Source organism: Bacillus sp. CH_48 (genome assembly GCF_038008465.1).
In the GTDB taxonomy this organism is placed as follows: Bacteria; Bacillota; Bacilli; order Bacillales; family Bacillaceae_G; genus Bacillus_A; species Bacillus_A thuringiensis_S.
The window spans coordinates 1,774,688-1,798,946 of record NZ_JBBOZF010000001.1 but is presented as its reverse complement, the minus strand read 5'-3'; the positions used below and the strand labels follow the sequence as shown (position 1 = coordinate 1,798,946).

Below are 24,259 nucleotides of genomic sequence, written 5' to 3'. Positions count from 1 at the left end.
TGTTATCAGTAAAAGTTCATGGAAATTACACAAAACCTATCAATGAACTTTCATTGTAACAAACAAACCAAAAAAGAACAAGTGTTCGTTAATTTTTACACGATTTCCTTCATATAATAGATTTCTAGATAACCCTTATCCATCTTCGTTTCTTATTTCTCAACAAAGAAATTTTCACTTCCACTTAACATTCTGCTCTATCTTTGTTATATTTTCTAGTTGACGGACATATAAACGAATGTTAAAGTTTTCTCTGGTAGTGACAAACCTTATACAAAAAATGTAAAATGTTATAGTGTTTCTCAGAAATGAATTTTGTTGTATAATACAGAAATGACGTTATGCTTATGAGCAACAAAAGAAACCAAAAGGGTATGCATAGTTATAGTCGTATATGGGTGAATATAGAACCTTTAATTATGGCCAAGAAAACTATGTATTTTTTATTTTAGCATTTTTCGCTCCAAAATCGACCAAGCCTGATAGAGAAAGGGTGGAAATGAATGAAAGAAACCTTGAAATCGCAATTTCAAAATGTGCGTTTCACTGTATTCGTAGCTTTAGCCTTATGGCTGAAAACTTACATTATTACACGCACAAGCTTTGATTTAAAACTTGAATCTTTCATGCAAGAATTCATTTTATTCCTTAGCCCATTAGCAGCATCATTACTGCTTGTTGGTCTTGCATTATTTGCAAAAGGGAAAAAACGTAACTATATAGCACTTGGAATTAATTTTGTCTTAACAATCGTTCTTGTTGGTAACGTAATGTTCTACGGATTCTACAATGACTTCGTTACTTTACCAGTACTCGGACAAACATCTAACTTCGGAAGTTTAGGTTCTAGTGTGAAAGAATTATTTAACTACAAAATTATTCTTGCATTCGCAGACATTATCGTATTCTTCGTTCTATTGAAGAAAATGAAAAACTTTGCACCTACAGAGCGTGTAGCACGCCCGATGCGTTCTCTATACTTCGTATCAACAGTTGCTATTTTCTTCGCAAACTTAGGACTTGCAGAAGCTGAACGCCCAGAACTATTAACACGTTCATTCGACCGCGTTATGCTTGTTAAAAACTTAGGATTATATGTACACCAAGTATACGATCTTGGCTTACAAGCGAAATCAAGTTCACAAAAAGCATTCGCTGACGGTAGTAAATTACAAGAAACAGAAAACTACGTGAAAACAACACAAAGTAAACCAGATCCAAATATGTTCGGTACTGCAAAAGGGAAAAACGTAATTGTTGTCTCTCTTGAGTCATTACAAACATTCTTAATTGGCGCAACAGTTAACGGACAAGAAGTTACACCGTTCTTAAACCAATTTACGAAAGAAAGTTATTACTTTGATAACTTCTTCCATCAAACTGGGCAAGGTAAAACATCTGATGCTGAATTCCTAGTAGATACTTCTTTATATCCACTAGACCGCGGTGCTGTATTCTTCACACACGGTAACAATGAATATACAGCAACTCCAGAAATTTTACGTCAGCAAGGGTATCACACGTCGGTATTCCACGCAAACAACGCAACATTCTGGAACCGTAACATTATGTATCCAGCACTTGGTTATGATCGTTACTACAACGAGCTTGATTACAAGATTACGCCGGAAACAAAATTAAACTGGGGATTAAAAGATATCGAATACTTCGATCAATCTATTGATATGTTGAAAGAAGTGAAGCAACCATTCTATACTCGCTTCCTTACTTTAACGAATCATTACCCATTCACTTACGATGACAGTACAAAATTAATCGACGAATATAATTCTGGTGATGGAGTATTTGACCGTTACATGGTAACTGCTCGTTACTTAGACGAAGCAATGAAACACTTTATTGAGCGTCTAAAAGCAGAAGGTATTTACGACAACTCAGTAATCGTATTCTACGGTGACCACTACGGTATTTCTGAAAACCATAACCGTGCAATGGCACAGTTCTTAGGAAAAGAAGAAATCACTGCATTTGACCATATGAACTTACAAAAAACACCGATGTTTATTCACGTTCCAGGTCAAAAAGAAGGTAAAACAATTTCGAAACCAACTGGTGAAATTGATATTAAACCAACTATTCTAAACTTACTTGGTGTAGATTCTACAAATGACGTTCGATTCGGTCATGATGTATTCTCACCTGATAATAAAGGATTTGTTGTTCTTCGTGACGGTAGCTTCATTACAGATAAATACATGTACACAAACAGTACATTCTACGACCGTGCTACTGGCGAAGTTTTACAATTACCGAAAGAAGAATCTCAACCACTAATTGATCGTGCCCAAAATGAATTGCACATGTCTGATAAAATCATTGAAGGTGACTTACTTCGCTTCTCTGAAAGTAATAAGATCAAAACTGGTGAAGTAAAAACAGCTATTAAAGAAGAAAAGAAGAGCGCTGAGTAATCTCAGCCTCTTTTTTTATTTTCTTCCATACAACTGCTTATATTCATTAACTTTAAAATTACATAACCTTTACCAAATATTCACATAGGGTTAATGAAGAATCTCTATAATAAAATATGTAAACAAGGTTCTACATATTTCTTACCTCTCATCTTTCGTAAGATCCCTTAAAGAAATGTGTAAATCTTTTGTTTCTACTTTCTTATAATTGTCTTTCAACATGCTTTGTTTCCATACACAAAGCATTCAACGAGACAATGTCCCTATGAAAGATAGCTACCCTCCTTGTGCAGCATTCCATAAGAATGTTGCTTTTTTTTATTTAAAAGCAGGATTCTCATTTCTTATTTTCGAATTTGTATATACAAAATGCTGTAAAGTGAAACTTTAATCAGCCCGTTAATGCGGGGGAAATCGTCCTTACTTCTCTATGATTTACAAATACATATACGGTCATATATAGAGAATTGCTTACATAAAAATTACTATAGTGATTTTTATCTCGCATGAATGAAAGTTTCACGTTATTTACGTACTTACGAAAGGATGGGACGGAAATTGGCATACGAAAAATTTGTACTTTGGAATGATGAAGTTATTGATACAACAAAACAACAAACGTACATAGAACTTGAAGAAAGAGGTTTGCAATTCGGAGATGGTGTCTACGAGGTTATTCGCCTATATAAAGGGAACTTTCACTTATTAGATCCGCACATAACAAGATTATATCGATCCATGGAAGAAGTAGAATTATCGCTTCCTTTCTCAAAAGCTGAACTCATCACTTTACTTTACAAATTAATTGAACGAAACCATTTCCACGAAGATGGCACAATTTATTTGCAAGTATCTCGCGGTGTACAAGCTCGCACACATGTATTTTCATATGACACCCCTCCGACAATTTATGCCTATATTACAAAAAAAGAAAGACCAGCATTATGGATTGAATATGGTATACGCGCTATATCAGAACCTGATACTCGATGGCTACGCTGTGACATTAAATCATTAAATTTATTACCAAACGTACTAGCTGCTACGAAAGCTGAACGTAAAGGCTGTAAAGAGGCACTTCTCATAAGGAATGGTATCGTAACGGAAGGAAGCCATTCCAACTTCTTTTTAATTAAAAACAGAACTCTTTACACACATCCAGCCAATCACCTTATTCTAAATGGCATTATTCGTCAATATGTCCTTTCTTTAGCGAATACTCTTCACATTCCTGTACAGGAAGAACTTTTCAGCGTTCGTGACGTTTATCAAGCAGATGAATGCTTTTTTACAGGCACAACGATTGAAATTTTACCAATGACCCACCTTGATGGAACCGCGATTCAAGATGGGCAAGTTGGGCCTATCACCAAAAAACTGCAAAAATCTTTTAATCAAATCTTGTTACAATCCAATATGGCATCTTCTTAAACACGAATAATTTCTGTCCTTTTATATTCAATATATACATTTAAATGGAAATCAAGGTGTAAATTTATGCCTTGATTTTTTTTGTAATCTTTTTGTCATATTCAGATTCCTACATAAGTCTTGACAGTAATCGACATGCTCTTTAGAATTTTTAACAGTTGGTAAATATTTCTTCACTACATTACAGACAGAAAGGAATCGACAAATTATGAAAAAGTATCTTGCCGGTCTTGCGGCAGTGTCTGTAGCAGGAGGAGCAGCACCTACACTTGATAGTGTTCAAGCTGCACCTGAACAAAATACACAAAAAGCTGCTACAACTGTCCAAGCTTCTGCATCAAACGACTCATCTTATAAGGTAAACGCGAGCGTATTACATGTTCGTGCGGGATCAAGCACTTCTCACGACATCATCTCACGCGTTTATAACGGTCAATCACTAAACGTGATTGGCGAAGAAAATGGTTGGTTCAAAATTAACATTAACGGAAAAACAGGCTTTGTTAGTGGCGAATTTGTATCAAAAAGTGGAGCAACAAACAACAATGTAAGCACAGGCGGAAACAATAAAGTTACTGCTGATGTATTACGTGTACGTACAGCTCCTAACACTTCTAGTTCTGTTTCTGGACGTGTATATGCAGGACAAACATTAAACGTAATTGGACAAGAAAATGGTTGGGTGAAAATTAACCATAATGGACAAGTAGGTTATGTAAGTGGCGAATTCGTATCTGGCGTTTCTTCTAATGCGGGTTCTTCAAACAACAATACGAATAATAACAATAACAACCAAGAAGTAAAACCAGCAAGCGGAAACTATACAGTAAATGTATCTTCCCTTCGTGTTCGTACAGGTCCTAGTACTTCTCACACAACTGTAGGTTCTGTTACAAAAGGACAAGTAGTACAAGTTGTTGGGGAAGTTCAAGATTGGTTCAAAATCAATTACGCAGGACAAACTGCTTATATAAGCAAAGACTACGTAACAAAAGGCGGTTCTAACGATAACGTTACAGAAGGCAACAAACAAGAGCAAAACAATAATAATGGAACTATTCAAACTGGCGGTTCTTACGTGGTTAACGCTACATCTTTACGTGTTCGTACAGGCCCTGCTGCTTACCATAGTGTAATTGGTGGTGTTTTAAACGGTACAACATTAAACGTAGTTGGATCTGAAAACGGTTGGTTTAAAGTAAATTACCAAGGAAAAACAGGCTTTGTTAGTAGCGAATTTGTAAAATTCGTTAAAGGTGGCACTACTACTCCTGAGCAACCAAAACAACCTGAAAAACCTAACCAAGGTGCAATTGGCGACTACTACATTAATGCTTCTGCACTAAATGTACGTAGCGGCGAAGGTACAAATTATAGAATCATAGGTGCACTTCCACAAGGACAGAAGGTTCAAGTAATCTCTGAAAACTCTGGATGGAGCAAAATTAACTACAACGGTCAAACTGGTTATATCGGAACACGTTACCTATCTAAAACACCAGTTGGAGGCGCAGTAGATAATAAGCCTAACAATAACCAAAATAACAATCAAAACAATAACAACAATAATAATACAGGCAATAATAGTGGCGACAGTTCTTCCGTACTTGCATATGCAAAATCAATGCAAGGTGTACCATACGTTTGGGGCGGAACTTCTGCTAACGGCGTAGACTGCAGTGGCTACATCTACCATGTATTTAAGAAATTTGGTCATAACATTAGCCGTCAAAGTGTTGCGGGATATTGGAGTAGCCTACCAAAAACTTCAAGTCCACAACCTGGTGACTTAATTTATTTCCAAAACACTTATAAATCTGGTCCTTCTCACATGGGTATTTACCTTGGGGGCGGATCATTTATCCAAGCTGGAGATAAAGGTGTAGCAATCGCTTCATTAAGTAACTCTTATTGGAAGAGCCACTTCTTAGGATACACGAAAGCACCTTAATTAATAGTTTCAAAGCCTTCTAGTTTACTAGAAGGCTTTTTTGTTACAAGTTCAACACATTACTCCCTTTCCCCTAGTTTCTCTCTACAAAAATAATGTATCCATTCTTCTATTTCATACACTTTATTCTGCAAAAACAATGCATAACGTTATCATAATGTATATATTTTCATAAAAAACATAACCTATTTCATGTCTATTTATTTTATATGTGTTTTTTTGAAGAATTTTCTTTTTATTTAAACTTTTCATTAGACGTTTGACCTCCGATGTCCATTATGATAAGTTACTTAAGATGTTATATTCGTAAATGTATAGACAACTGGTTTATACACTGTTTTTACTATGAGGAAGGAGCATACACTGCATGAATCTTTTATGGGGAATTGGCGGCGTGATTGGAGTATTAGCAATTGCTTTCTTACTATCTTCCAACCGCAAAGCTATTAATTGGCGCACAATTTTAATTGCGCTAGCATTACAAATGTCATTTTCATTTATCGTATTACGATGGGATGCTGGTAAAGCAGGTTTAAAACACGCTGCTGACGGTGTTCAAGGATTAATTAATTTTTCTTACGAGGGAATTAAGTTCGTTGCTGGGGATTTAGTCAACGCAAAAGGACCTTGGGGATTTGTATTCTTTATTCAAGCACTACTTCCAATCGTATTTATTAGTTCATTAGTAGCAATCTTATATCATTTCGGTATTATGCAGAAATTTGTTAGCGTCGTTGGTGGTGCATTAAGTAAACTTCTTGGAACTTCTAAAGCAGAAAGCTTAAACTCAGTAACGACTGTATTTTTAGGACAAACTGAAGCTCCAATCTTAATTAAACCTTACTTAGCACGCTTAACAAATAGTGAATTCTTCACTATTATGGTAAGCGGTATGACAGCTGTTGCCGGATCAGTTCTTGTCGGCTATGCAGCAATGGGTATTCCGTTAGAGCACTTATTAGCAGCTGCAATTATGGCAGCTCCATCAAGCTTATTAATTGCGAAACTAATCATGCCAGAGACAGAAAAAGTAGATAATAACGTTGAACTTTCTACAGAACGTGAAGACGCAAACGTTATCGACGCAGCTGCACGTGGTGCATCTGAAGGTATGCAACTTGTTATTAACGTAGCAGCAATGTTAATGGCTTTCATTGCATTAATCGCTTTATTAAATGGTCTATTAGGATTAGTTGGGTCTTTATTCCATATTAAACTTAGCCTTGATTTAATCTTCGGTTACTTATTATCACCATTTGCAATCTTAATCGGGGTTTCTCCAGGTGAAGCTGTACAAGCAGCAAGCTTTATCGGTCAAAAACTTGCAATCAACGAATTCGTTGCATACGCAAACTTAGGACCACATATGGCAGAGTTCTCTGACAAAACAAATCTAATTTTAACATTCGCAATCTGTGGATTCGCAAACTTCTCTTCTATTGCAATTCAATTAGGTGTAACAGGAACGCTAGCTCCTACTCGCCGTAAACAAATTGCACAATTAGGGATTAAAGCAGTTATCGCTGGTACATTAGCTAACTTCTTAAATGCAGCAGTTGCAGGTATGATGTTCCTATAAACTTATATAGAGTCTTCTCTTTCTCCAAGAGAAGACTTTTTTCATGCACTCCAAACGCCTTTTATGTATCTATCAATCACCTTATCCCAAATATGAGGACATTATGATACAATAATGTTTAAGTCTTTTTATTTTTCTTATGAAAATAGAGATACTACTTGTTGTTGCCCTTCAAAAGAATTTAACGACATAGTCAATTTCTTAATAATTGCGCATACTACAAGTATCTATGGATGAAATAGCTTTAAGGAGGAAAGTTTTGTGAAAGATAAGTTCTATAAAATCCTCTCTATGTGGATTCTACAAATTGTATTTTATTTTACTACTGTACATGTGACGAATTATGAGCATGCGCTCATTTTTACAATAATATACGTAATCGTAAATGTACTATTCTTATTTTTAGCTGATAAAACAGCATTTATTTTCTTCATACTAGGAACCATTATTTCCGTATTTTATTTATTTTATCAAGCATGGCTTCATTTATGGAGTACATCAGATCAATGGCAATATATGATTACCCACTTCCTGATGGTAGCTAACTTCTTCATTGTATATATAACAACTCACCTATTGAAAAAAGTGATTCATGAAAATAAAACTTTAACTGAGCGTGTGAGAACGTTGGAACAATATATTGGACAATCAAAATTATTAACTAGACAAGAATTCGAGAGACGCCAAGCGTTATTAACGACTGCAATGAATCGTCGTAATGAAACAGGCGTTATCGTTTACTTTGATTTCACTTCCTTTAGTAAATATACGAAGGAAAGTGTTATGGATCGTGTAGCTTCCTTATTAGTTGAAACGGTAAGGAATGATTTTGACCTTGCTGCTGAATATGATGAGAGTACATTAGTTATTTTATTACAGAACACAAATGAGGCTGGTGCAGATATAGTAATGAACCGTCTACAGCCAAAATTAGAAAAATGGCTTGCAGCTGAAGCAATCCAAGATATAAAAATTTCACGCGAGCAAATTGGAAACAAAGGACAGACATTGTTATGATGACTCTCGTTATACTTCTTTTATTTCTTCTGTTTTGCGTACTCGTTTTTTGGATCAGTATCACATTTTCAATTAAATATGTACTTATTTTTACGGCCTTTCTATTCTCTGGCTTACTCGTTTACTACTCTTTCTTAACAATCGCGGGCCTAATTCACCGAAATAGCAAACGAAAAGATCGTACACTAGAACATTATCCTAGCGTCGATATTTTCATACCTGCCCATAATGAAGGGGTCGTTATTAAAGATACTTTAGAGGCGATGGCGAAGATTGAATATCCAGGAAAGCTAACTATTTATTTATTAAATGATAACTCTCAAGATGAAACACCTGAAATCGGCGATGATTTCGACAAAGCTTATGCTCATATTCGCCACATTCGTGTTCCCTCCGGTGAACCGAAGGGTAAATCACGTGTACTAAACTATGGGCTTAGTATTTCAGATGGTGAATACTTCTGTGTTTACGATGCAGATAACCAACCTGAACCACACGCACTGCGAATGCTTGTAGAGCACGCTGAAACAACTGAAGATGCGGTTGGAGCAGTTGGACACGTTCGTACTGTAAATGAAAAAAGAAACTGGTTGACGCGAATGATTTCGCTAGAATTTCAAATCTTCCAGCTCCTTATGCAATCTGGACGCTGGTTACTATTCCAAACGGGTTCACTAACAGGAACAAATATGCTTCTTCGTCGCTCAGCACTAGAAGAGCTTGGTGGCTATGACCCTTATGCAATTGCAGAAGATGCTGAATTAACATTGCGAATTACACAAAAAGGTTATCTCTTACCAATCGTCCCAGAATCAGTTACTTGGGAACAAGAACCAGAGCATTTAAAAATTCTTATTAAACAACGTACACGTTGGCTCCAAGGAAATTTATACATTTTAGAAAAAATGTTCTCGTCATTAAGTTTCTTTAAAGGAAAACTGCTCGTTCATTCCTTACAACAAGTTCTAGTGTATGTTGTATTTTGGCTATTCCTAATCATTTCAAACGTTTGGTTTGTAATTGGGCTACTCGGGATATTCCAAATTCAATATAGCATTCCGCTACTATTTATGTGGTATGTAGCATATATTACATATGTTTCACAATTATTTAGTGCCCAGAGTGTCGAACGAACCTTTACACCGACTAATATTTTTATTAGCGTTATTATGTACTTTACGTATGCACAGCTCTTTACGTACTTATTTATTCGCAGCTTAATCTTATATTTACGTGCAAAGAGCAAGAAACAAGTCATCGGCTGGGATAAGACAGTTCGATTTAAAAAAGATAAATAAAAATAAGCACAGAGCGCCGTATGCTCTGTGCTTATTTATTGCCGTATAAATTATATATCAGACAATACCCCTTAGCTGAAAGTAATTTCACGTCCATCCCCCAACGAACGATCGACCTTCATTTATATACGAAAAAGTGATTGCTATTTTTGTAGAACCAATTGCTTCTCTTGCTGTTCTTTGCGCGTTTCAGTCTTAGGTTCCGTGCTTTCTTGGACACTACGATGTGCCACACGTTTCAAACAAATATGCTTCCACTTTCTTTCGTAACGTTTCATTATTCTAGATGTCCCCCTTGAATGCGCTTTAAAACTATTTGAAATCGCTTACAGGAAATAATATAGCACATATACATAAAAGTGACAACACATTTCCGACATATTTTTGACAAAAATACGAATAGAATTCGTAAGATATCGAATATTGTCGAAACCCATCGTTTTTTCTTCGTATAAAAGGCATACTACTTATATAGTAAAGTATTTTATTTCCCTTACCCGCATTTCAAATTCCTTCTATATAAAGTGAAACTTTAATCAGCCAACAAATAGAGGGATAAAAAAAGAGCTGATATAAAATCAGCTCTTTTCCTTCTATTATTAATGACGCTTCATACGTCCTTCTTTTTGTAACTCTTTAAATAATGCTGCCATCATAAAGAAAATAACAAAGACGAATGGGAATGCTGCAATGATAGCTGCCGTTTGTAAGGCTTCTAATCCGCCAATATATAATAAGGTAGAAGCTATCGCGGCTAGAACGATACCCCAAATCATTTTAATACGATTTGGTGGGTTTAAACTACCATGTGTCGTTAACATTCCTAAAACAAATGTTGCAGAGTCTGCCGATGTAATAAAGAATGTAGAAATAAGAAGAATCGCTAAAACAGATAAAGCTGATCCAAAGCTTCCCATCTGATCGAACATAGCAAACAATCCTACTTCTGTTCCCATCTCTTTAATTTTTTCAAAGATATGTGCATCACCAAACAGCTCCATGTGAATACCAGTCCCGCCGAAAACGGAGAACCAAAGCGCACCGATTACGGTCGGTACAAGTAACACACCGATAACAAACTCACGAATTGTACGACCTCGTGAAACACGAGCAATAAACGTACCTACGAACGGTGACCATGCAATCCACCATGCCCAATAGAAAATTGTCCATGACTGAATCCATTGATTTCCGCCTTCATCCAATGGACTTAAACGGAAACTCATACTTGGCAATTCCTGAATATAAGAACCTATTGTTGAAGTGAAGTAATTCATAATAAAGTTTGTTGGACCTGCAAATAATACAATGATCATAAGTGCAAATGCAAAAATAATGTTCGTATTACTTAAATATTTAATTCCTTTATCAAGACCTGTTTGTGCAGATAACATGAAAAGAACTGTTACGATTGCAATAATAACTAACTGTGTCGTTAATGAATTCGGAATAGATGTTAAATAGCTAACACCACCTGCAATTTGTTTTGCACCGAGACCTAATGAAGTTGCAACACCAAACACAGTTGCGAAAACAGCTAACACATCAAATGAATGAGCAATACGCCCGTGTTCCCCGCCCTTAAATAACGGACCTACCGTCGCACTAATCGTACTTGCTTTTCCTTTTCTAAAGGTAAAATAAGCAATACATAACGCTACAAATGCATATAGTCCCCAAGGATGTAATCCCCAATGGAAAAATGAAAAACGCAATGCAAGGCGCGCACTTTCCTCAGTTGCACCTTCTCCAAACGGAGGTGCGTACAAATGGTTTAATGGTTCAGCAACGCCCCAGAAAACTAAGCCGATACCCATACCGGCACTAAATAGCATAGCAAACCATGTCATATAACTATAATCAGGTTCGTCATCATCTTTACCTAAACGAATAGAACCGTATTTCGAAACAATTAAAAAGATAGACACACCTAAAATAATAGAAACGGAAATAATATAAAACCACCCAAACTTACTAACTAATGCAGTTTGAATTGCAGTTGTTACATTTCCTAAGCTACCTTTTCCAATAATAGATTCGGGAATAATCCCCCAAATTGTAAATGCAATACATAATGTTAATGAAACGATGAATGTTTTTGTCAGTTTCCTCATCAAATCCCCCTTCGTAGGTTTCGCTTTTGTAAATAACATAAATTCCGATATGTAAAATCGGATAGAAAACTATAATTTTGCGGTGATTTTCTTACTTTCACCTTCACCAATTCGAATTCTTATAGACAGCCTTACCTTTCGTATAACCTTTTCACTCTGCAAGAGCTACAAGTTAGAAATACTGCTGTCAAATTGTGTGAGAAAAACGCGGATAGGAATGTATTTTCCTAAAAAAGGATGTGTTACATATGTAAAAAAGGGCGAATTTCTTCCTTGCAACCCTTTCGTTTTGTAACAATTATGCGGTTTTTTTGCTAGTATATAGCACGTGTTTATAGCTTCACAAACAAAATGTTTATGTTTATATAACTATATTACCCATAAAACGGTAAAATACTCAAGGAATGTAATCGTTTAGTAAACATCATGTAACATTCCTGTAATATTTTTATTTACGTCGAAAAAAATATGTTGTATTAAATATTTTGAATATAACCAGCAACCTATGAGTCATATAGAATGAAAAACGCTTTCCTATATTTTTTGTTATATTACAGGATGTTAACGACTGATTACGAATGGTTTGTAATTGTGTGTTTTCCCCAAATCCGAAAAAATCTGTTGCTATAATGAGGACACGAAAACAAACGCAATGGAGGCTATCATGAAAAAATTAATTGGAATAGCAACAGCAGCAGTTTTTGGTCTTGGGATTTTCACATCATCTGCTAATGCAGAAACTGTTGTAACAACAGACGTACTAAACGTACGCGAAAACCCTACTACTGAATCAAAAGTTGTCGGTAAATTACTAAACGGTAATAAAATAGATGTTCAAAATACAGAGAACGGATGGTCAAAAGTTACTTTAGACGGTAAAGACGCATTCGTAAGTGCAGAGTTCACAAAAAGCATCTACTACGTAACAGCTAACGTATTAAACGTACGTGCTGAAGCGAACACAAACTCAGAAATTCTTGGAAAGTTGAAGAAAGACGATGTAATCGAAACAACGAGCCAAGTACAAAATGAGTGGTTACAATTTGAATATAACGGGAAAACAGCTTATGTTCATGTTCCTTTCTTAACAGGTACAGCACCTGTAATTGAGAAACAAGAAACAACTGCTCCTGCTAAAGCTAAAGTTGAAGCACCAGCTAAGGCTCAAACACCTGCAGCACAAGCAAAACCAGCTGCTAAGCCTGCTGTGAAAGCTGCTGAAACTAGCGAACCATCTGGTGGTCGTGAGTTAACAGTTGTAGCTACAGCATATACAGCTCATCCGAGCGAAAACGGTGGCACATATGGCGGCCGTGTATTAACTGCAATGGGTCATGATTTAACTGCGAATCCAAACATGAAAATGATTGCTGTTGACCCGAAAGTAATCCCATTAGGATCTAAAGTATGGGTAGAAGGTTACGGAGAAGCTATCGCTGGAGATACTGGTGGTGCAATTAAAGGTAACCGTATCGATATCTTACTTGGATCAGATAGCGCTGCTCAAAAATGGGGACGCAAAACTGTTAAAGTGAAAATTTTAAAATAACCAATGACTGCTAAATTACAAGCCGGTTCTCTTTATTGAGAGCTGGCTTTTATTTATTTATAATACATATAAGGAGGCTATGCCCATGAATGTACAAGCAAAAGTAGACTGGATTGGTACGCCAAAACCGTACATATATAAAGATGAAGTAACATATAACGCTACTTCTATTGATTTCTCACTCGCTGGCGATGATAATCGCTATAAGCTAATTGTGCTCAAGTCAGAAAAAAATACACATTACAAAATTGTGCAATATGGAATAAAACCAGGCTCTCAAAAGCCATTTCCTATCGACATTCCATTTGAACAAAACATGTTACCAATTATAGAGCAAATATTACATGATCCATATGTACAAGCGATATTAAAGGAAACGCACTCATAATTGTAAAAAAAGATATCAACGATTTTCCGAATATATCTATCATAAATCGCAAGATATCAACGATTTTTCAATTATATCTATCATAACTTACGATATATCAACGGTTTGACACGAAATATCGATTTAGCTACAAAAAGAGGCTGTTCAAATATTGAACAGCCTCTCTCATATTAACGAGTTGGACCAGATACATCTTCTGATTTCAACGTATTATTTGCACCAAGAGAATGATACAACATCTTTCCATTTCCATTCACAGTTACAATATGTTCGTTGTTAAAACTTTTGAACTTCACAGATCCATCACCGTAACGAATATGATACTCTTCATATGTCGTTACTTTATATTTCGTATCACTTTGACGCTCTACATTACGAACTTCCATCGTTAATAAGTCTTCTGTAATTCCTTTTTTGTGTAAATACTGTATATAATCACGGTCTTCCTTATACGATTTCCCGCTCTTATCATAATTATTTTCAATTAAACTAAAATCATTTAATGAAATTGCACGTACGTTATCATAAATATGATTTTTTACAAATTCGCCCACTGCTGAACTTGATGTTTCTTTCGGGAATTTTAAGTAATAGGTGCTTTGGTCTCCAACTTTAACGCTTTCTGATTTAATTAAGCCAAACTCAGCATTTTTCTCTAAATGCACTTCTACCGTTTCATCTGTTGGTACAGGACCAAGTTTATAACTTCCGCGGCTTAACTTCCCACGCTTCTTACCATTCACAACTACATTTGCATCATTTTCATCAGAGGAAATTGTTACATAATTGCCTTCTAATGATAAATTTACATCTACCTTCGCACTTTTTTCATCTGCTAAATCTACTTCTTTTTCTGTTTCTAACTCAGTTAACTCTGACTTTGCTTTTGCCTTTACAACGTAAGAACCCGGAAAATATGGACCAATTTCTTTTGAAGTTTTGTCATTAGACAATTCTACTTCTTTCTTATCATTCACATATATTTCTGCATTCTTCGCAGTTGTACTTACATTCATATAATACGATTTCATGCTAAATTTATACTTCGGATATAAAAACCATTCTTTTCCGTCTTCTATAATTTGTCCATCTTTAAACGATGCTTTATCACTTGCTAGTTTTTGATCCACTGTCTCTCTTTGTAAATAAGACAGCAGCTCTTTATTATATGAAGGGTTGTCTTTTAAATAACGGATATATGCCTTAATATCCTCTGCCTTAATCTTTAAGCTCGGATCATCTACCTTTACAAACTCATCAATTGCATTCGCATCTTTCTTTTGAAACGCCTCAATCATAACGTTTACTTGTTTTTCCTTTGAAAACTTGCTTGCACCAAATTTATATGCTCCGAACAATATAGCAAAAATAACAAGAAAACCTAGCAGTAAAAATATGTTCTTCTTACTTTTCACAGGCTTTGTTTCCCGTTGTATTTCTGAACGAGAAGAAGCTGTTTGATCAGCTATTTCTTCTATCTTACTTCCACACTCTGGACAAAAATTTAAATGGTCTGCAACTTTTTCATTACATATTCCACAAAACTTCAAGCGATTCTCCCCCTTATTTTTTTACCAACTTCATCCCAGCAAACACTAATACGTAAGAAAGAATAAAGCTACCTACTATTAAATACATCGTGCTACTTTGAATCGATAATAGCGGACCAGAAATCCCCGTAAATTCCTTCATAATTTCCTTACTACCTGAAGCTTCGATTTGGATTTTTGCTAATCCATTTACACAAAGCATCATCACAGTATAAACCGCACTAAACATCGCAATCGTTACATATATATTTTTAATTGGATATTGAGCTAATTTCATTCCAGCTCTAAATAGTAAGATACATGGTATTAAAATTAATAAACCCCACCAATGCATGTAGGAATTGAACTCATCCATATATTTAATTTCTTTAGCAGAAGCACCATTAGCAATTGCCACATCTTTTAAAGACGTACCATTTAATGATATGCCTGATGTATATGATAAATGTAACGGCCCTTTTCCTCCTGGATAGTTCTGTATTTCTTTCTCCATGTTCGCCCATTCAATTGCAGTTGGAGCAAAGTGAGCCATATTCCACATATACGGTGTTGCTTCTAATGAAATTAATGCTTTATATGTTTTCTCAGGGAAATCAATTGGTCCCATTGATTTTGAACTACTAAATAAAATCGTAATAAGTATAATACCAAATGTAATGATTAATCCTTTTAAAACAGTCACTACACTATAATAAATAGATGCTGCATATGGAACACTTTGACTAATTGCGGAAAGCATACGATGTGGTCCCGCTGCAATACTCATGCCAATAAAGCTAAATAATAAACCAAATATAATACCGTACAACAAACTAATAATATGAGAATAACTAACATTAATTGTCATTGTTTCATAGAATTGAGAAATCGTCGTAGAAGAACTTGCTACAAAACTTATAATACATAAGAAAATTCCATATACAATACCGATAATACATGCTGTTACTAGCTTCTCACGCCAAACAATAGACGGGGTTTTTTTCTCTACAAAAAAGCCAATTCCACCTAATATAAGTGCTGGAATAGTTAATAAAATGAACAATGGGACATGAAGAATAAATGACATTATGTATGTACCACTTCCACTGACTTCAAGACCCGCTAAATGATACATTAAAATTAATGGCGCTATGCCAATGAAAGATTGATTAATGGTAGTCATATCCAGCATACCGTTCGTATTTGTAACCATCGTTCTCATTAAATCATTCATCGCTGCATCGATAATTAAACTACTAATCCAGCCAGCCAAAAACATGCATATAATTGCCAGACCACCACCAAGTAAGCCTTTTTTCAAAGCAATTCCAGATGAACCCACATTTAGTTGTACACCCTGGTCTGGTAATTTCGTTTTCATTTCTTTTTTCGTAATACCTACTAGTAAGGAATCGCCGCATTTCTCACAATATGTAGCAGTTTCTTTACTTTCCACTCCACAAGTTCGGCAATATTTTGAGTCTTTAGGCGCTAATATAATATGACTCGCTACACCACCTGTACTAGACCCATCATGCGTACAATAATTTGATACATCAGACTGTTCTAAACCACAAGTTTTACAATACATGTTCCTCACTCCTTACTTTGCTTCATACCACAAACTGGACAGAATATAGCTTCTGTTGCGATTTGTTCACTACACGAAGAACATGATTCATTTTCAACATTGTTTGTTTGAAGGAGTAACTCATTTTCTTTCCCGCACTGTCCACAAAATTTATCATTTAATGATAATGAGCCACCACAGCTACACTGCCCTTTCTGACCTTGATTCTGCAAATTAGCAATTTGCTTACGTATGTTATAAATAGCAATATCAAGCTCTTGTACCGGTTCTACAATTCCTTTCAATACCTCTATTCGAACTTCATCATTGCGCAGTTGCATATATGTAGTTTGACCAAGCTCCAACAAAATTTCAGTTTTCGCTTGTAACTTCTCCTGCGTAATTTTCTTTAGTTGTGCAACCTCTTGTGCAACTTGCAACTTCATCTTTCCTTGCTCAATTCCCTCTTGCAACTTGTTCATACCATTCCCAAACTTCGCTTGTAAATCTGACACAACTTCCCCTCCTATAAATATATAGTAATATACGAAATTAACATTTTATATATTACCATGATTTTCAAGTTATGTAATCCAAATTTCATTTTTTCTGTTTTGAGCATTTTTTGTTTATAATGGTAAAGGAAAGAAATATGTGTACGGAGGAATATTATGCTGCAACACTCAATTACGAAAGATGAAATTATGATGATTGCGAATGAGTTCGTTCAAGGACTAGATCCACAGCAAACAGCTGATCAGGAACATGTCGCTACAGCTCGGCACCTATATCGTAGTGGTGTTGTCTATAACGTTGACTTTGATGGTTATACACTATCAGGAACTGTAGATGCGGAAGGCAACGTATATAGCGTTCATATTCCGATTCGTAACGTCGCTGAAAGCTATTGTGATTGCTTCGCACCAACACAATGTGAGCATATGCTCGCTGTATTACTATCTGCAGCGTCTAGTTTTGGGCAAGTAGGAGATGTATTAACTTTATTTAAAAATAATACGAAACCTTCCCTTCCCCCTATTCGAACTGCAAGACAAGTATTACAATCATCAGCTTTTGAAGAAACTGACTATAAAAGTTGGGAATCATATTTTGAAAAAGAATATGATTCCTTTAAAAAAGAACAAGCTCGGCTTACTTATAAACAAATGTATTTTCTTATGAGTATCTTTACAGATTTCTATACGAAACTTGAGCGGAAAGCTCCGCGTGTCATTGCGATACATGAATTATTCAGGTTACACGCAGCACTTTACTGCTTTCAAAAATTATTAGAAGAAATTCAGGCATTCGAAGCAAACAAAACATATTCTTATCACCAACCTGTTAATGTCATTCGCCTATTTGTAGACAAAGTGGAATCCATCGTTCGGGACTTACAATCAGAAGCGATTCCTTCAGAGTCTGAAATAATTTTACAAGAAACAGCTCGTCTCGTTCATGAAGTATTCTTCTCTACCGACGCTTATACGCAAGAGCGATTTTTCATTTATCGTCACATATGGAGTGAACTTTTAAACAATAAAGAGAAAATACAAGAAGAAGAAAAACGAATCGATACGAAAATCAATCCACTATCTAAAGCGTTAGCGTCTTCTCATCTTCTCTTTTTAAATGACGAAGATCTACTAGCGATGGACTTACTAAAAAAACAGCCTGCTTCTGTTGTGAGTCTATACTTCTATTGGTTAGAAGAACTATTAAGTGCCATGCATTGGGATCGTGCAAAAAACTGGCTTTCCTTTACGTATAAACAAGTAAAGAAAACGATCCAAGATCACGAAAATACGATTTTCATAAAAGATGTCGTTCGGCTATTTGTAATCATGTATGAAACATATGCAACACATACAAATGAACAAGCTGGTTTCGAAATGATCTTACAAGAACTATTACCGTATAGTTTCACAAACTATGAACAGTACGTACTCGCGAAAAAACAGTATCGTACATGGGCAGAGCTTCATCTCCTATATGGATTTGAAGCAATTGAGCTGTTGAAAGAGCCACTGAAAGATATTGAAAAAGAAGCGCCAGAAGTGGCACTTCCTCTTTACCATCTTGCTGCTGTAGAGGCGATTGAAGAACGAAATCGTAAATCATATAAACGCGCAGTTCGTTACTTAAAGAAATTACGTACATTGTATAAACGATTAAAACGCACCGATGAATGGGATGCTTTCATTATTCACATCGCCAATCTCCATTCACGTCTGCGTGCACTACAAGAGGAATTACGGAAAGGAAAATTAATCGATGATCAATCAAACTGAAGTAACAATTAGGCTCCAGCATGTTAGTCAAGGTTGGTTCCTTTGGGGAGAAGATGACAGCGGTACTCCATTATCCGTAACAAGTTGGAAACGAAATGCATTCACATGGCACTCCACTTCTTTCTACGGTACTTCTCTAAAAGAAGCAACCTTCGAAGGGAAACAAGGTGTGCTCCTAACAAATGCACAAGCCTTTGAATACATTGCAAACAAACCGATGAATTCCTTTGCACATATACAAATAAACGGACCTATTACAGCACTTACGAAAGATGCAAATGAATTATGGGACGCCTTTACGAGTGGTAGCTTCGTACCAGATATGAATCATTGGCCTAAACAGCCATCTTGGAAAGTTCAAAATACACCAATTGAAGATGACACATTAGCATCTCTTTTCTCAGCAGCAGTTAATGAAAGCATATTACAAGATAATCGCTCAAATGACGGCTGGGAAGATGCTAAAAGGCTATATGAACATTACGACTTTACGAAAAGACAATTGGAAACAGCACTACATGAAGAAGATTGGCTTCGAAAAATCGGTTATATTGAAGATGATCTTCCGTTTACAATCGGACTAAGACTACAAGAACCACAAGAAGAATTTGAAATGTGGAAGCTTGAAACAATTGTGACACCAAAGCGCGGGGCTCATCGCATATATGTATATGAAAACATCGATTCCTTACCGAAAAGATGGCACGATTACGAAGAACGGATTACAGAAACACAAGAAGGTTTTAGTAAGCTCATACCGTGGTTAAAAGAAGGAGATACATTCCGAAATGAGCTCTTTGAAACAGAAGCTTGGAACTTCTTAACAGATGCAAGCAACGAATTACTTGCAGCCGGCATTACAATTTTACTACCATCATGGTGGCAAAATTTAAAAGCAACAAAACCGAAATTACGTGTCCAGTTGAAGCAAAATACAGCACAAACACAATCGTTCTTCGGTATGAATACGCTCGTTAATTTTGACTGGCGCATTTCGACGAACGGCATTGATTTATCAGAAAGCGAATTTTTCGAGCTCGTTGAACAAAACAAACGCCTATTTAATATAAATGGTCAATGGATGCGACTAGATCCAGCCTTTATCGAAGAAGTAAGGAAACTCATGAACCGTGCCGATAAATACGGACTAGAGATGAAAGATGTCCTGCAGCAACATTTATCAAATACGGCTGAAACAGAAATTATAGAAGATGATAGTCCGTTTACTGATATTGAAATCGAACTAGATGGATATTATGAGGAACTATTCCAAAAGCTGCTTCATATTGGAGATATTCCAAAGGTAGATGTCCCTACTTCACTAAACGCAACACTTCGTCCGTATCAACAACATGGTATTGAATGGTTATTATATTTACGAAAGCTTGGATTTGGAGCATTGCTAGCTGACGATATGGGACTCGGGAAAAGTATTCAAACAATCTCTTACTTACTATATATAAAAGAAAACAATCTCAAAACAGGCCCTGCATTAATCGTAGCGCCGACATCTGTTCTTGGAAATTGGCAAAAAGAATTTGAGCGTTTCGCACCGAATTTACGTGTCCAATTACATTACGGAAGTAATAGAGAGAAGGGCAATTCATTTGAAGATTTCCTTCAATCAGCAGATGTTGTATTAACATCTTATGCATTGGCTCAACTCGATGAGGAAGAACTGACTTCATTATGCTGGGATGCTGTTATTTTGGATGAAGCACAAAATATTAAGAACCCACATACGAAACAGTCGAAAGCAGTACGAAACTTGCAGGCAAATCACAAAATCGCTTTAACTGGTACACCAATGGAAAATCGCCTCGCTGAACTTTGGTCCATTTTCGACTTTATTAATCATGGATATCTCGGAAGCTTAGGACAATTCCAACGCCGCTTCGTCACACCGATTGAAAAAGATCGTGATGAAGGAAAAATCCAGCAAGTTCAACGGTTTATCTCACCATTTTTACTGCGCCGAACGAAGAAAGATCAAACAGTCGCATTAAATTTACCAGATAAACAAGAACAAAAAGCTTACTGTCCTCTTACTGGTGAACAAGCTTCCTTATATGAACAACTTGTTCAAGATACACTGCAAAATGTAGAAGGATTAAGCGGAATTGAAAGACGCGGCTTTATATTACTTATGTTGAACAAGCTAAAACAAATTTGTAATCATCCAGCTCTTTATTTAAAAGAAGAAGAGCCACAAAATGTCGTTGAACGCTCTATGAAAACAAAAACGTTAATGGAGCTCATCGAAAATATAAAAGATCAAAATGAAAGTTGCCTCATCTTCACTCAATACATCGGTATGGGGAACATGCTAAAACGTGTGCTAGAAGAAAAATTCGGCCAGCGTGTCCTCTTCTTAAACGGTAGTGTACCAAAAAAAGATCGCGACAAGATGATTGAGGAGTTCCAAAATGGAACGTATGACATTTTCATCTTATCCTTAAAAGCTGGCGGAACAGGACTAAACTTAACCGCTGCCAACCATGTCATTCACTACGATCGTTGGTGGAATCCAGCTGTGGAAAATCAAGCAACAGACCGCGCATATCGTATCGGTCAAAAACGATTTGTTCATGTTCACAAACTCATTACAACAGGAACATTAGAAGAAAAAATTGATGAAATGCTAGAAAGAAAACAATCTCTAAACAATGCGGTCATCACAAGCGATAGCTGGATGACTGAACTATCAACAGACGAACTAAAAGAATTACTTGGTGTATAAAGTGAAACTTTAATCAGGCCAGTTACGGGGAGTTTTACTACCCGCAAAAAAGCGCTAATCTCAAAATAAGATTAGCGCTTTTTTCTATTCCAAAACCAATTACTTATTATAATTCCCGTTAACCCGCCGCACGTATCAAGCAATGAATCTTGCCACATTGGTGTACGGTCTCCCGTATACCATTGGTGAATTTCATCAAATGTTGCATAACCCGCAACGAAAAGAAGGGCATATATAAAACATCTTTTCCTCGAATGACCTGATCGATGAAAAGCGTAATAAATCAATGAACCTAGCATAAAGAACACCGTAAAATGAGCACCTTTACGAAGGAAAAACTCAATAAATCCGCCTACACCTTTATTCGCAATACTAACAGGGGTTCCTCCACCATAATCGATAGATACCCATGAAAAATGCTCTTTCACAAATTCAACATTTACATATTGTTCAATATCTGAACGCATATCCTGCTTTTTATATGGTTGTGCCGAAGAATAGAAAATCAGCCCCATCCATAGTAATACAGGAATCCAAAATAACCATTTACGATTCATTATCCAGAATTCTCCTCTCTTAATCTTTTAAGGGTACCAAAAAAAAGAAAAAATTTCACGCCAAAACATGACATTTGTACCCTATTTATAAAGTGAAAGGAGGTGATACACATGGCAATTGAAACAATCGTAATGGATTTAACTTTACGTCTTGTCTTAAACAACGGATTAGATAAGAATGGCAAAACAGTTTTCAAGAGCAAACAATTTAAACGTGTTAAAACAAATGCGAGCTTAGATCAAGTACACAACGCAGCTCATGCTCTTGCTTCCTTACAGGCATCACCACTTCACGCTGTACAACTTGTAAGCACATCAGATCTTTCTAAACTATAAAGTAAAACTCAGATCAGTGGGGATTTTATTCATCCCCACTGATTATTAGCCCGCAATTTAACCGGCAGACCCGAATCCCGTAAATAGCTTGATAAATACAAAGGAGGGAATAACACATGCAAGTACTAGAGTTGATTTTCGCGAAAGAAGATGGAAAAACAGTCGTTTTTTCTATCGATACGCCCATCACACCAATTGATGCACAAGTCGTAAATCAAGTAATGGATACAATCCTTGCCTCATCTGTATTTTCATCCATTGATGAAAATACAAGAAAAAAGGGAGCTCGCCTTGTAGAAAAAAATGTATCTGAAATTCCAATTACTCTATAAAATGAAAAAGACGAATCTGCATCATTTTGCAGATTCGTCTTTTTTCTTCGGCATTTCAATCGGAATAAAAATCTTTGAAAAACCGACGCATACGTACTTATAATGTTCTTCACCTATATCAAACTCAGTCGTATATGTTGAGAAGAATATATAATCATTTCGCTTCGTATAATGATCAATTAATAATCCAACTTGTGGCTCAACATACTTTTTCGCTAACTTTTTACCGGCCGATGCCAAGTCGCCAAGGAGACCCTCTTCATTCTCTTTTTGAACTTCATCTAGCTTCTTACTCACATCATTACGCTTCATAAACTGCTTCGCTGCCCATTCTGTATATTCGCCTTTACTCGGATTGCTGTTTGCTAAATATACTAAGAGAATGACAACTAAAGCCATAATAATATACTTTTTCTTCATACTATATCACCGCCTACTCTTTTCTATTTTCATATATATGTACAAGCGATGCAAATTAGAAAGACTATCACCTATTGATTGTAAACGAATAGCCAAGATTTACAATACAAAACAAAATATTAACAATTAATTTACTTATTCCGTATATAATTATATTCGAAATATAAATTTTATAAGGGAGGACTTAAAATCATGAATGATGAAAATAACATTATTATTTCTAGTTCTACTATGATGCTTGTTCCATACAATCACCCTTATTACCGTACAAAAATTATTGACAGTAGCGGAAATGATCTTTGTTCCTGCCAAACCGCACTACAACTCATCAAGAAATCTTGCTTAACCCAGATTCATTCTACTTATCAAGGCAGGCGTAATGCAGTCCAAACAAATTTTAGATTCAAACAAAACGTCCCAATTCCAATTAATCATCGGGAATACATTTGTACTTTTCCAACAGAATCTCCTTCATCTCCAAACTGTATATGGCTATTTTATAACCACATACATGATATAGAGTTTTGCCAAAAGATTAAAGAGGCTAAAATACATTTTTCAAATGGCACTACTACAACAATATCTATTAGTCCCCATAAATTGCAGCAACAATTATTAAAAGCTGGATACATACTATCTCGTATGAACATGCAAGATTCACTACAATTTAAAAACCCCTTGTTGCATTTACTACATTAAACTAACAAGTAGAATGGAAAGCAACA

At 35.9% G+C, this 24,259-nt stretch carries 19 protein-coding genes; 13 read left to right on the top strand and 6 right to left on the bottom strand.

The window, feature by feature from the left end; genetic code table 11:
• The first annotated feature begins 503 nt into the window (after positions 1-503).
• The 6 genes from N2V92_RS08815 to N2V92_RS08790 all read left to right on the top strand — a co-directional run bounded on the left by N2V92_RS08815 (position 504) and on the right by N2V92_RS08790 (position 9,708).
• Positions 504-2,432: an LTA synthase family protein gene (locus N2V92_RS08815; protein WP_042596717.1), complete on the top strand. Its 1,929-nt coding sequence runs from the start codon at positions 504-506 to the stop codon at positions 2,430-2,432.
• 546 nt (positions 2,433-2,978) lie between these two features.
• Positions 2,979-3,863, top strand: coding sequence for a D-amino-acid transaminase (locus N2V92_RS08810; protein WP_079997269.1), 885 nt, complete (start codon positions 2,979-2,981; stop codon positions 3,861-3,863).
• A 208-nt stretch (positions 3,864-4,071) separates the two neighbouring features.
• Positions 4,072-5,814 carry a C40 family peptidase gene (locus tag N2V92_RS08805; RefSeq protein WP_042596720.1) on the top strand — a complete coding sequence of 581 codons (1,743 nt, stop codon included), beginning with the start codon at positions 4,072-4,074 and terminating at the stop codon, positions 5,812-5,814.
• A 367-nt stretch (positions 5,815-6,181) separates the two neighbouring features.
• Positions 6,182-7,393, top strand: coding sequence for a NupC/NupG family nucleoside CNT transporter (locus tag N2V92_RS08800; RefSeq protein ID WP_001051018.1), 1,212 nt, complete (start codon positions 6,182-6,184; stop codon positions 7,391-7,393).
• Positions 7,394-7,654: 261 nt separating this feature from the next.
• On the top strand, positions 7,655-8,410 hold the full coding sequence (locus tag N2V92_RS08795) for a diguanylate cyclase domain-containing protein (RefSeq protein WP_016078172.1): 756 nt from the start codon (positions 7,655-7,657) through the stop codon (positions 8,408-8,410).
• The gene (locus N2V92_RS08790) at positions 8,407-9,708 is read left to right on the top strand and encodes a glycosyltransferase family 2 protein (RefSeq protein ID WP_000988755.1); all 1,302 of its coding nucleotides are present in this window, start codon (positions 8,407-8,409) and stop codon (positions 9,706-9,708) included. Before N2V92_RS08795 ends, N2V92_RS08790 begins: the two co-directional genes overlap by 4 nt.
• Before the next feature lie 599 nt (positions 9,709-10,307).
• On the opposite strand, the gene opuD is transcribed toward N2V92_RS08790, so the two are convergent.
• A complete protein-coding gene (gene opuD, locus N2V92_RS08785) occupies positions 10,308-11,822 on the bottom strand; it encodes a glycine betaine transporter OpuD (RefSeq protein WP_001230116.1) in 1,515 nt (504 codons plus the stop codon).
• 664 nt (positions 11,823-12,486) lie between these two features.
• Between opuD and N2V92_RS08780 the strand changes: the two genes are divergently transcribed.
• Together N2V92_RS08780 and N2V92_RS08775 are read left to right on the top strand one after the other, a co-directional pair.
• Entirely contained in the window at positions 12,487-13,371 is an 885-nt protein-coding gene (locus N2V92_RS08780; RefSeq protein WP_000733345.1) for a cell wall-binding protein EntA, read from the top strand.
• An 85-nt stretch (positions 13,372-13,456) separates the two neighbouring features.
• Positions 13,457-13,759 (top strand): DUF3910 family protein, encoded by a 303-nt coding sequence (locus tag N2V92_RS08775; protein WP_001102538.1) that lies wholly within the window; start codon positions 13,457-13,459, stop codon positions 13,757-13,759.
• 170 nt (positions 13,760-13,929) lie between these two features.
• Here the strand turns inward: N2V92_RS08775 and N2V92_RS08770 are convergent, their stop codons facing one another.
• Genes N2V92_RS08770 through N2V92_RS08760 form a run of 3 tightly spaced genes read right to left on the bottom strand, consistent with a single transcriptional unit; the run spans position 13,930 to position 17,373 of the window.
• Positions 13,930-15,309 carry a zinc ribbon domain-containing protein gene (locus N2V92_RS08770; protein ID WP_000666859.1) on the bottom strand — a complete coding sequence of 460 codons (1,380 nt, stop codon included), beginning with the start codon at positions 15,307-15,309 and terminating at the stop codon, positions 13,930-13,932.
• 13 nt (positions 15,310-15,322) lie between these two features.
• Complete coding sequence (locus tag N2V92_RS08765; RefSeq protein WP_042596721.1) at positions 15,323-16,879, bottom strand: zinc ribbon domain-containing protein; 1,557 nt, start codon at positions 16,877-16,879, stop codon at positions 15,323-15,325.
• A 5-nt stretch (positions 16,880-16,884) separates the two neighbouring features.
• The gene (locus tag N2V92_RS08760; protein ID WP_044798197.1) at positions 16,885-17,373 is read right to left on the bottom strand and encodes a zinc ribbon domain-containing protein; all 489 of its coding nucleotides are present in this window, start codon (positions 17,371-17,373) and stop codon (positions 16,885-16,887) included.
• Positions 17,374-17,529: 156 nt separating this feature from the next.
• Here N2V92_RS08760 and N2V92_RS08755 point away from each other — a divergent pair, with 156 nt between their 5' ends.
• On the top strand, positions 17,530-19,149 hold the full coding sequence (locus N2V92_RS08755; RefSeq protein ID WP_000939132.1) for an SWIM zinc finger family protein: 1,620 nt from the start codon (positions 17,530-17,532) through the stop codon (positions 19,147-19,149).
• Entirely contained in the window at positions 19,133-21,889 is a 2,757-nt protein-coding gene (locus N2V92_RS08750; RefSeq protein WP_042596722.1) for a DEAD/DEAH box helicase, read from the top strand. The genes N2V92_RS08755 and N2V92_RS08750 overlap by 17 nt, the downstream gene beginning before the upstream one ends.
• Before the next feature lie 71 nt (positions 21,890-21,960).
• Here N2V92_RS08750 and N2V92_RS08745 read toward each other — a convergent pair whose 3' ends face one another.
• Positions 21,961-22,446, bottom strand: coding sequence for a VanZ family protein (locus tag N2V92_RS08745; RefSeq protein ID WP_042596724.1), 486 nt, complete (start codon positions 22,444-22,446; stop codon positions 21,961-21,963).
• A 111-nt stretch (positions 22,447-22,557) separates the two neighbouring features.
• Here N2V92_RS08745 and N2V92_RS08740 point away from each other — a divergent pair, with 111 nt between their 5' ends.
• The gene (locus N2V92_RS08740; protein WP_042596726.1) at positions 22,558-22,782 is read left to right on the top strand and encodes a DUF1659 domain-containing protein; all 225 of its coding nucleotides are present in this window, start codon (positions 22,558-22,560) and stop codon (positions 22,780-22,782) included.
• A gap of 116 nt (positions 22,783-22,898) precedes the next feature.
• Positions 22,899-23,114 carry a DUF2922 domain-containing protein gene (locus N2V92_RS08735; RefSeq protein ID WP_001197592.1) on the top strand — a complete coding sequence of 72 codons (216 nt, stop codon included), beginning with the start codon at positions 22,899-22,901 and terminating at the stop codon, positions 23,112-23,114.
• Positions 23,115-23,135: 21 nt separating this feature from the next.
• Here the strand turns inward: N2V92_RS08735 and N2V92_RS08730 are convergent, their stop codons facing one another.
• Positions 23,136-23,534, bottom strand: coding sequence for a DUF4359 domain-containing protein (locus tag N2V92_RS08730; protein ID WP_000731400.1), 399 nt, complete (start codon positions 23,532-23,534; stop codon positions 23,136-23,138).
• A 192-nt stretch (positions 23,535-23,726) separates the two neighbouring features.
• Here N2V92_RS08730 and N2V92_RS08725 point away from each other — a divergent pair, with 192 nt between their 5' ends.
• Entirely contained in the window at positions 23,727-24,233 is a 507-nt protein-coding gene (locus N2V92_RS08725; protein ID WP_000997457.1) for a competence protein ComK, read from the top strand.
• Positions 24,234-24,259 lie beyond the last annotated feature (26 nt).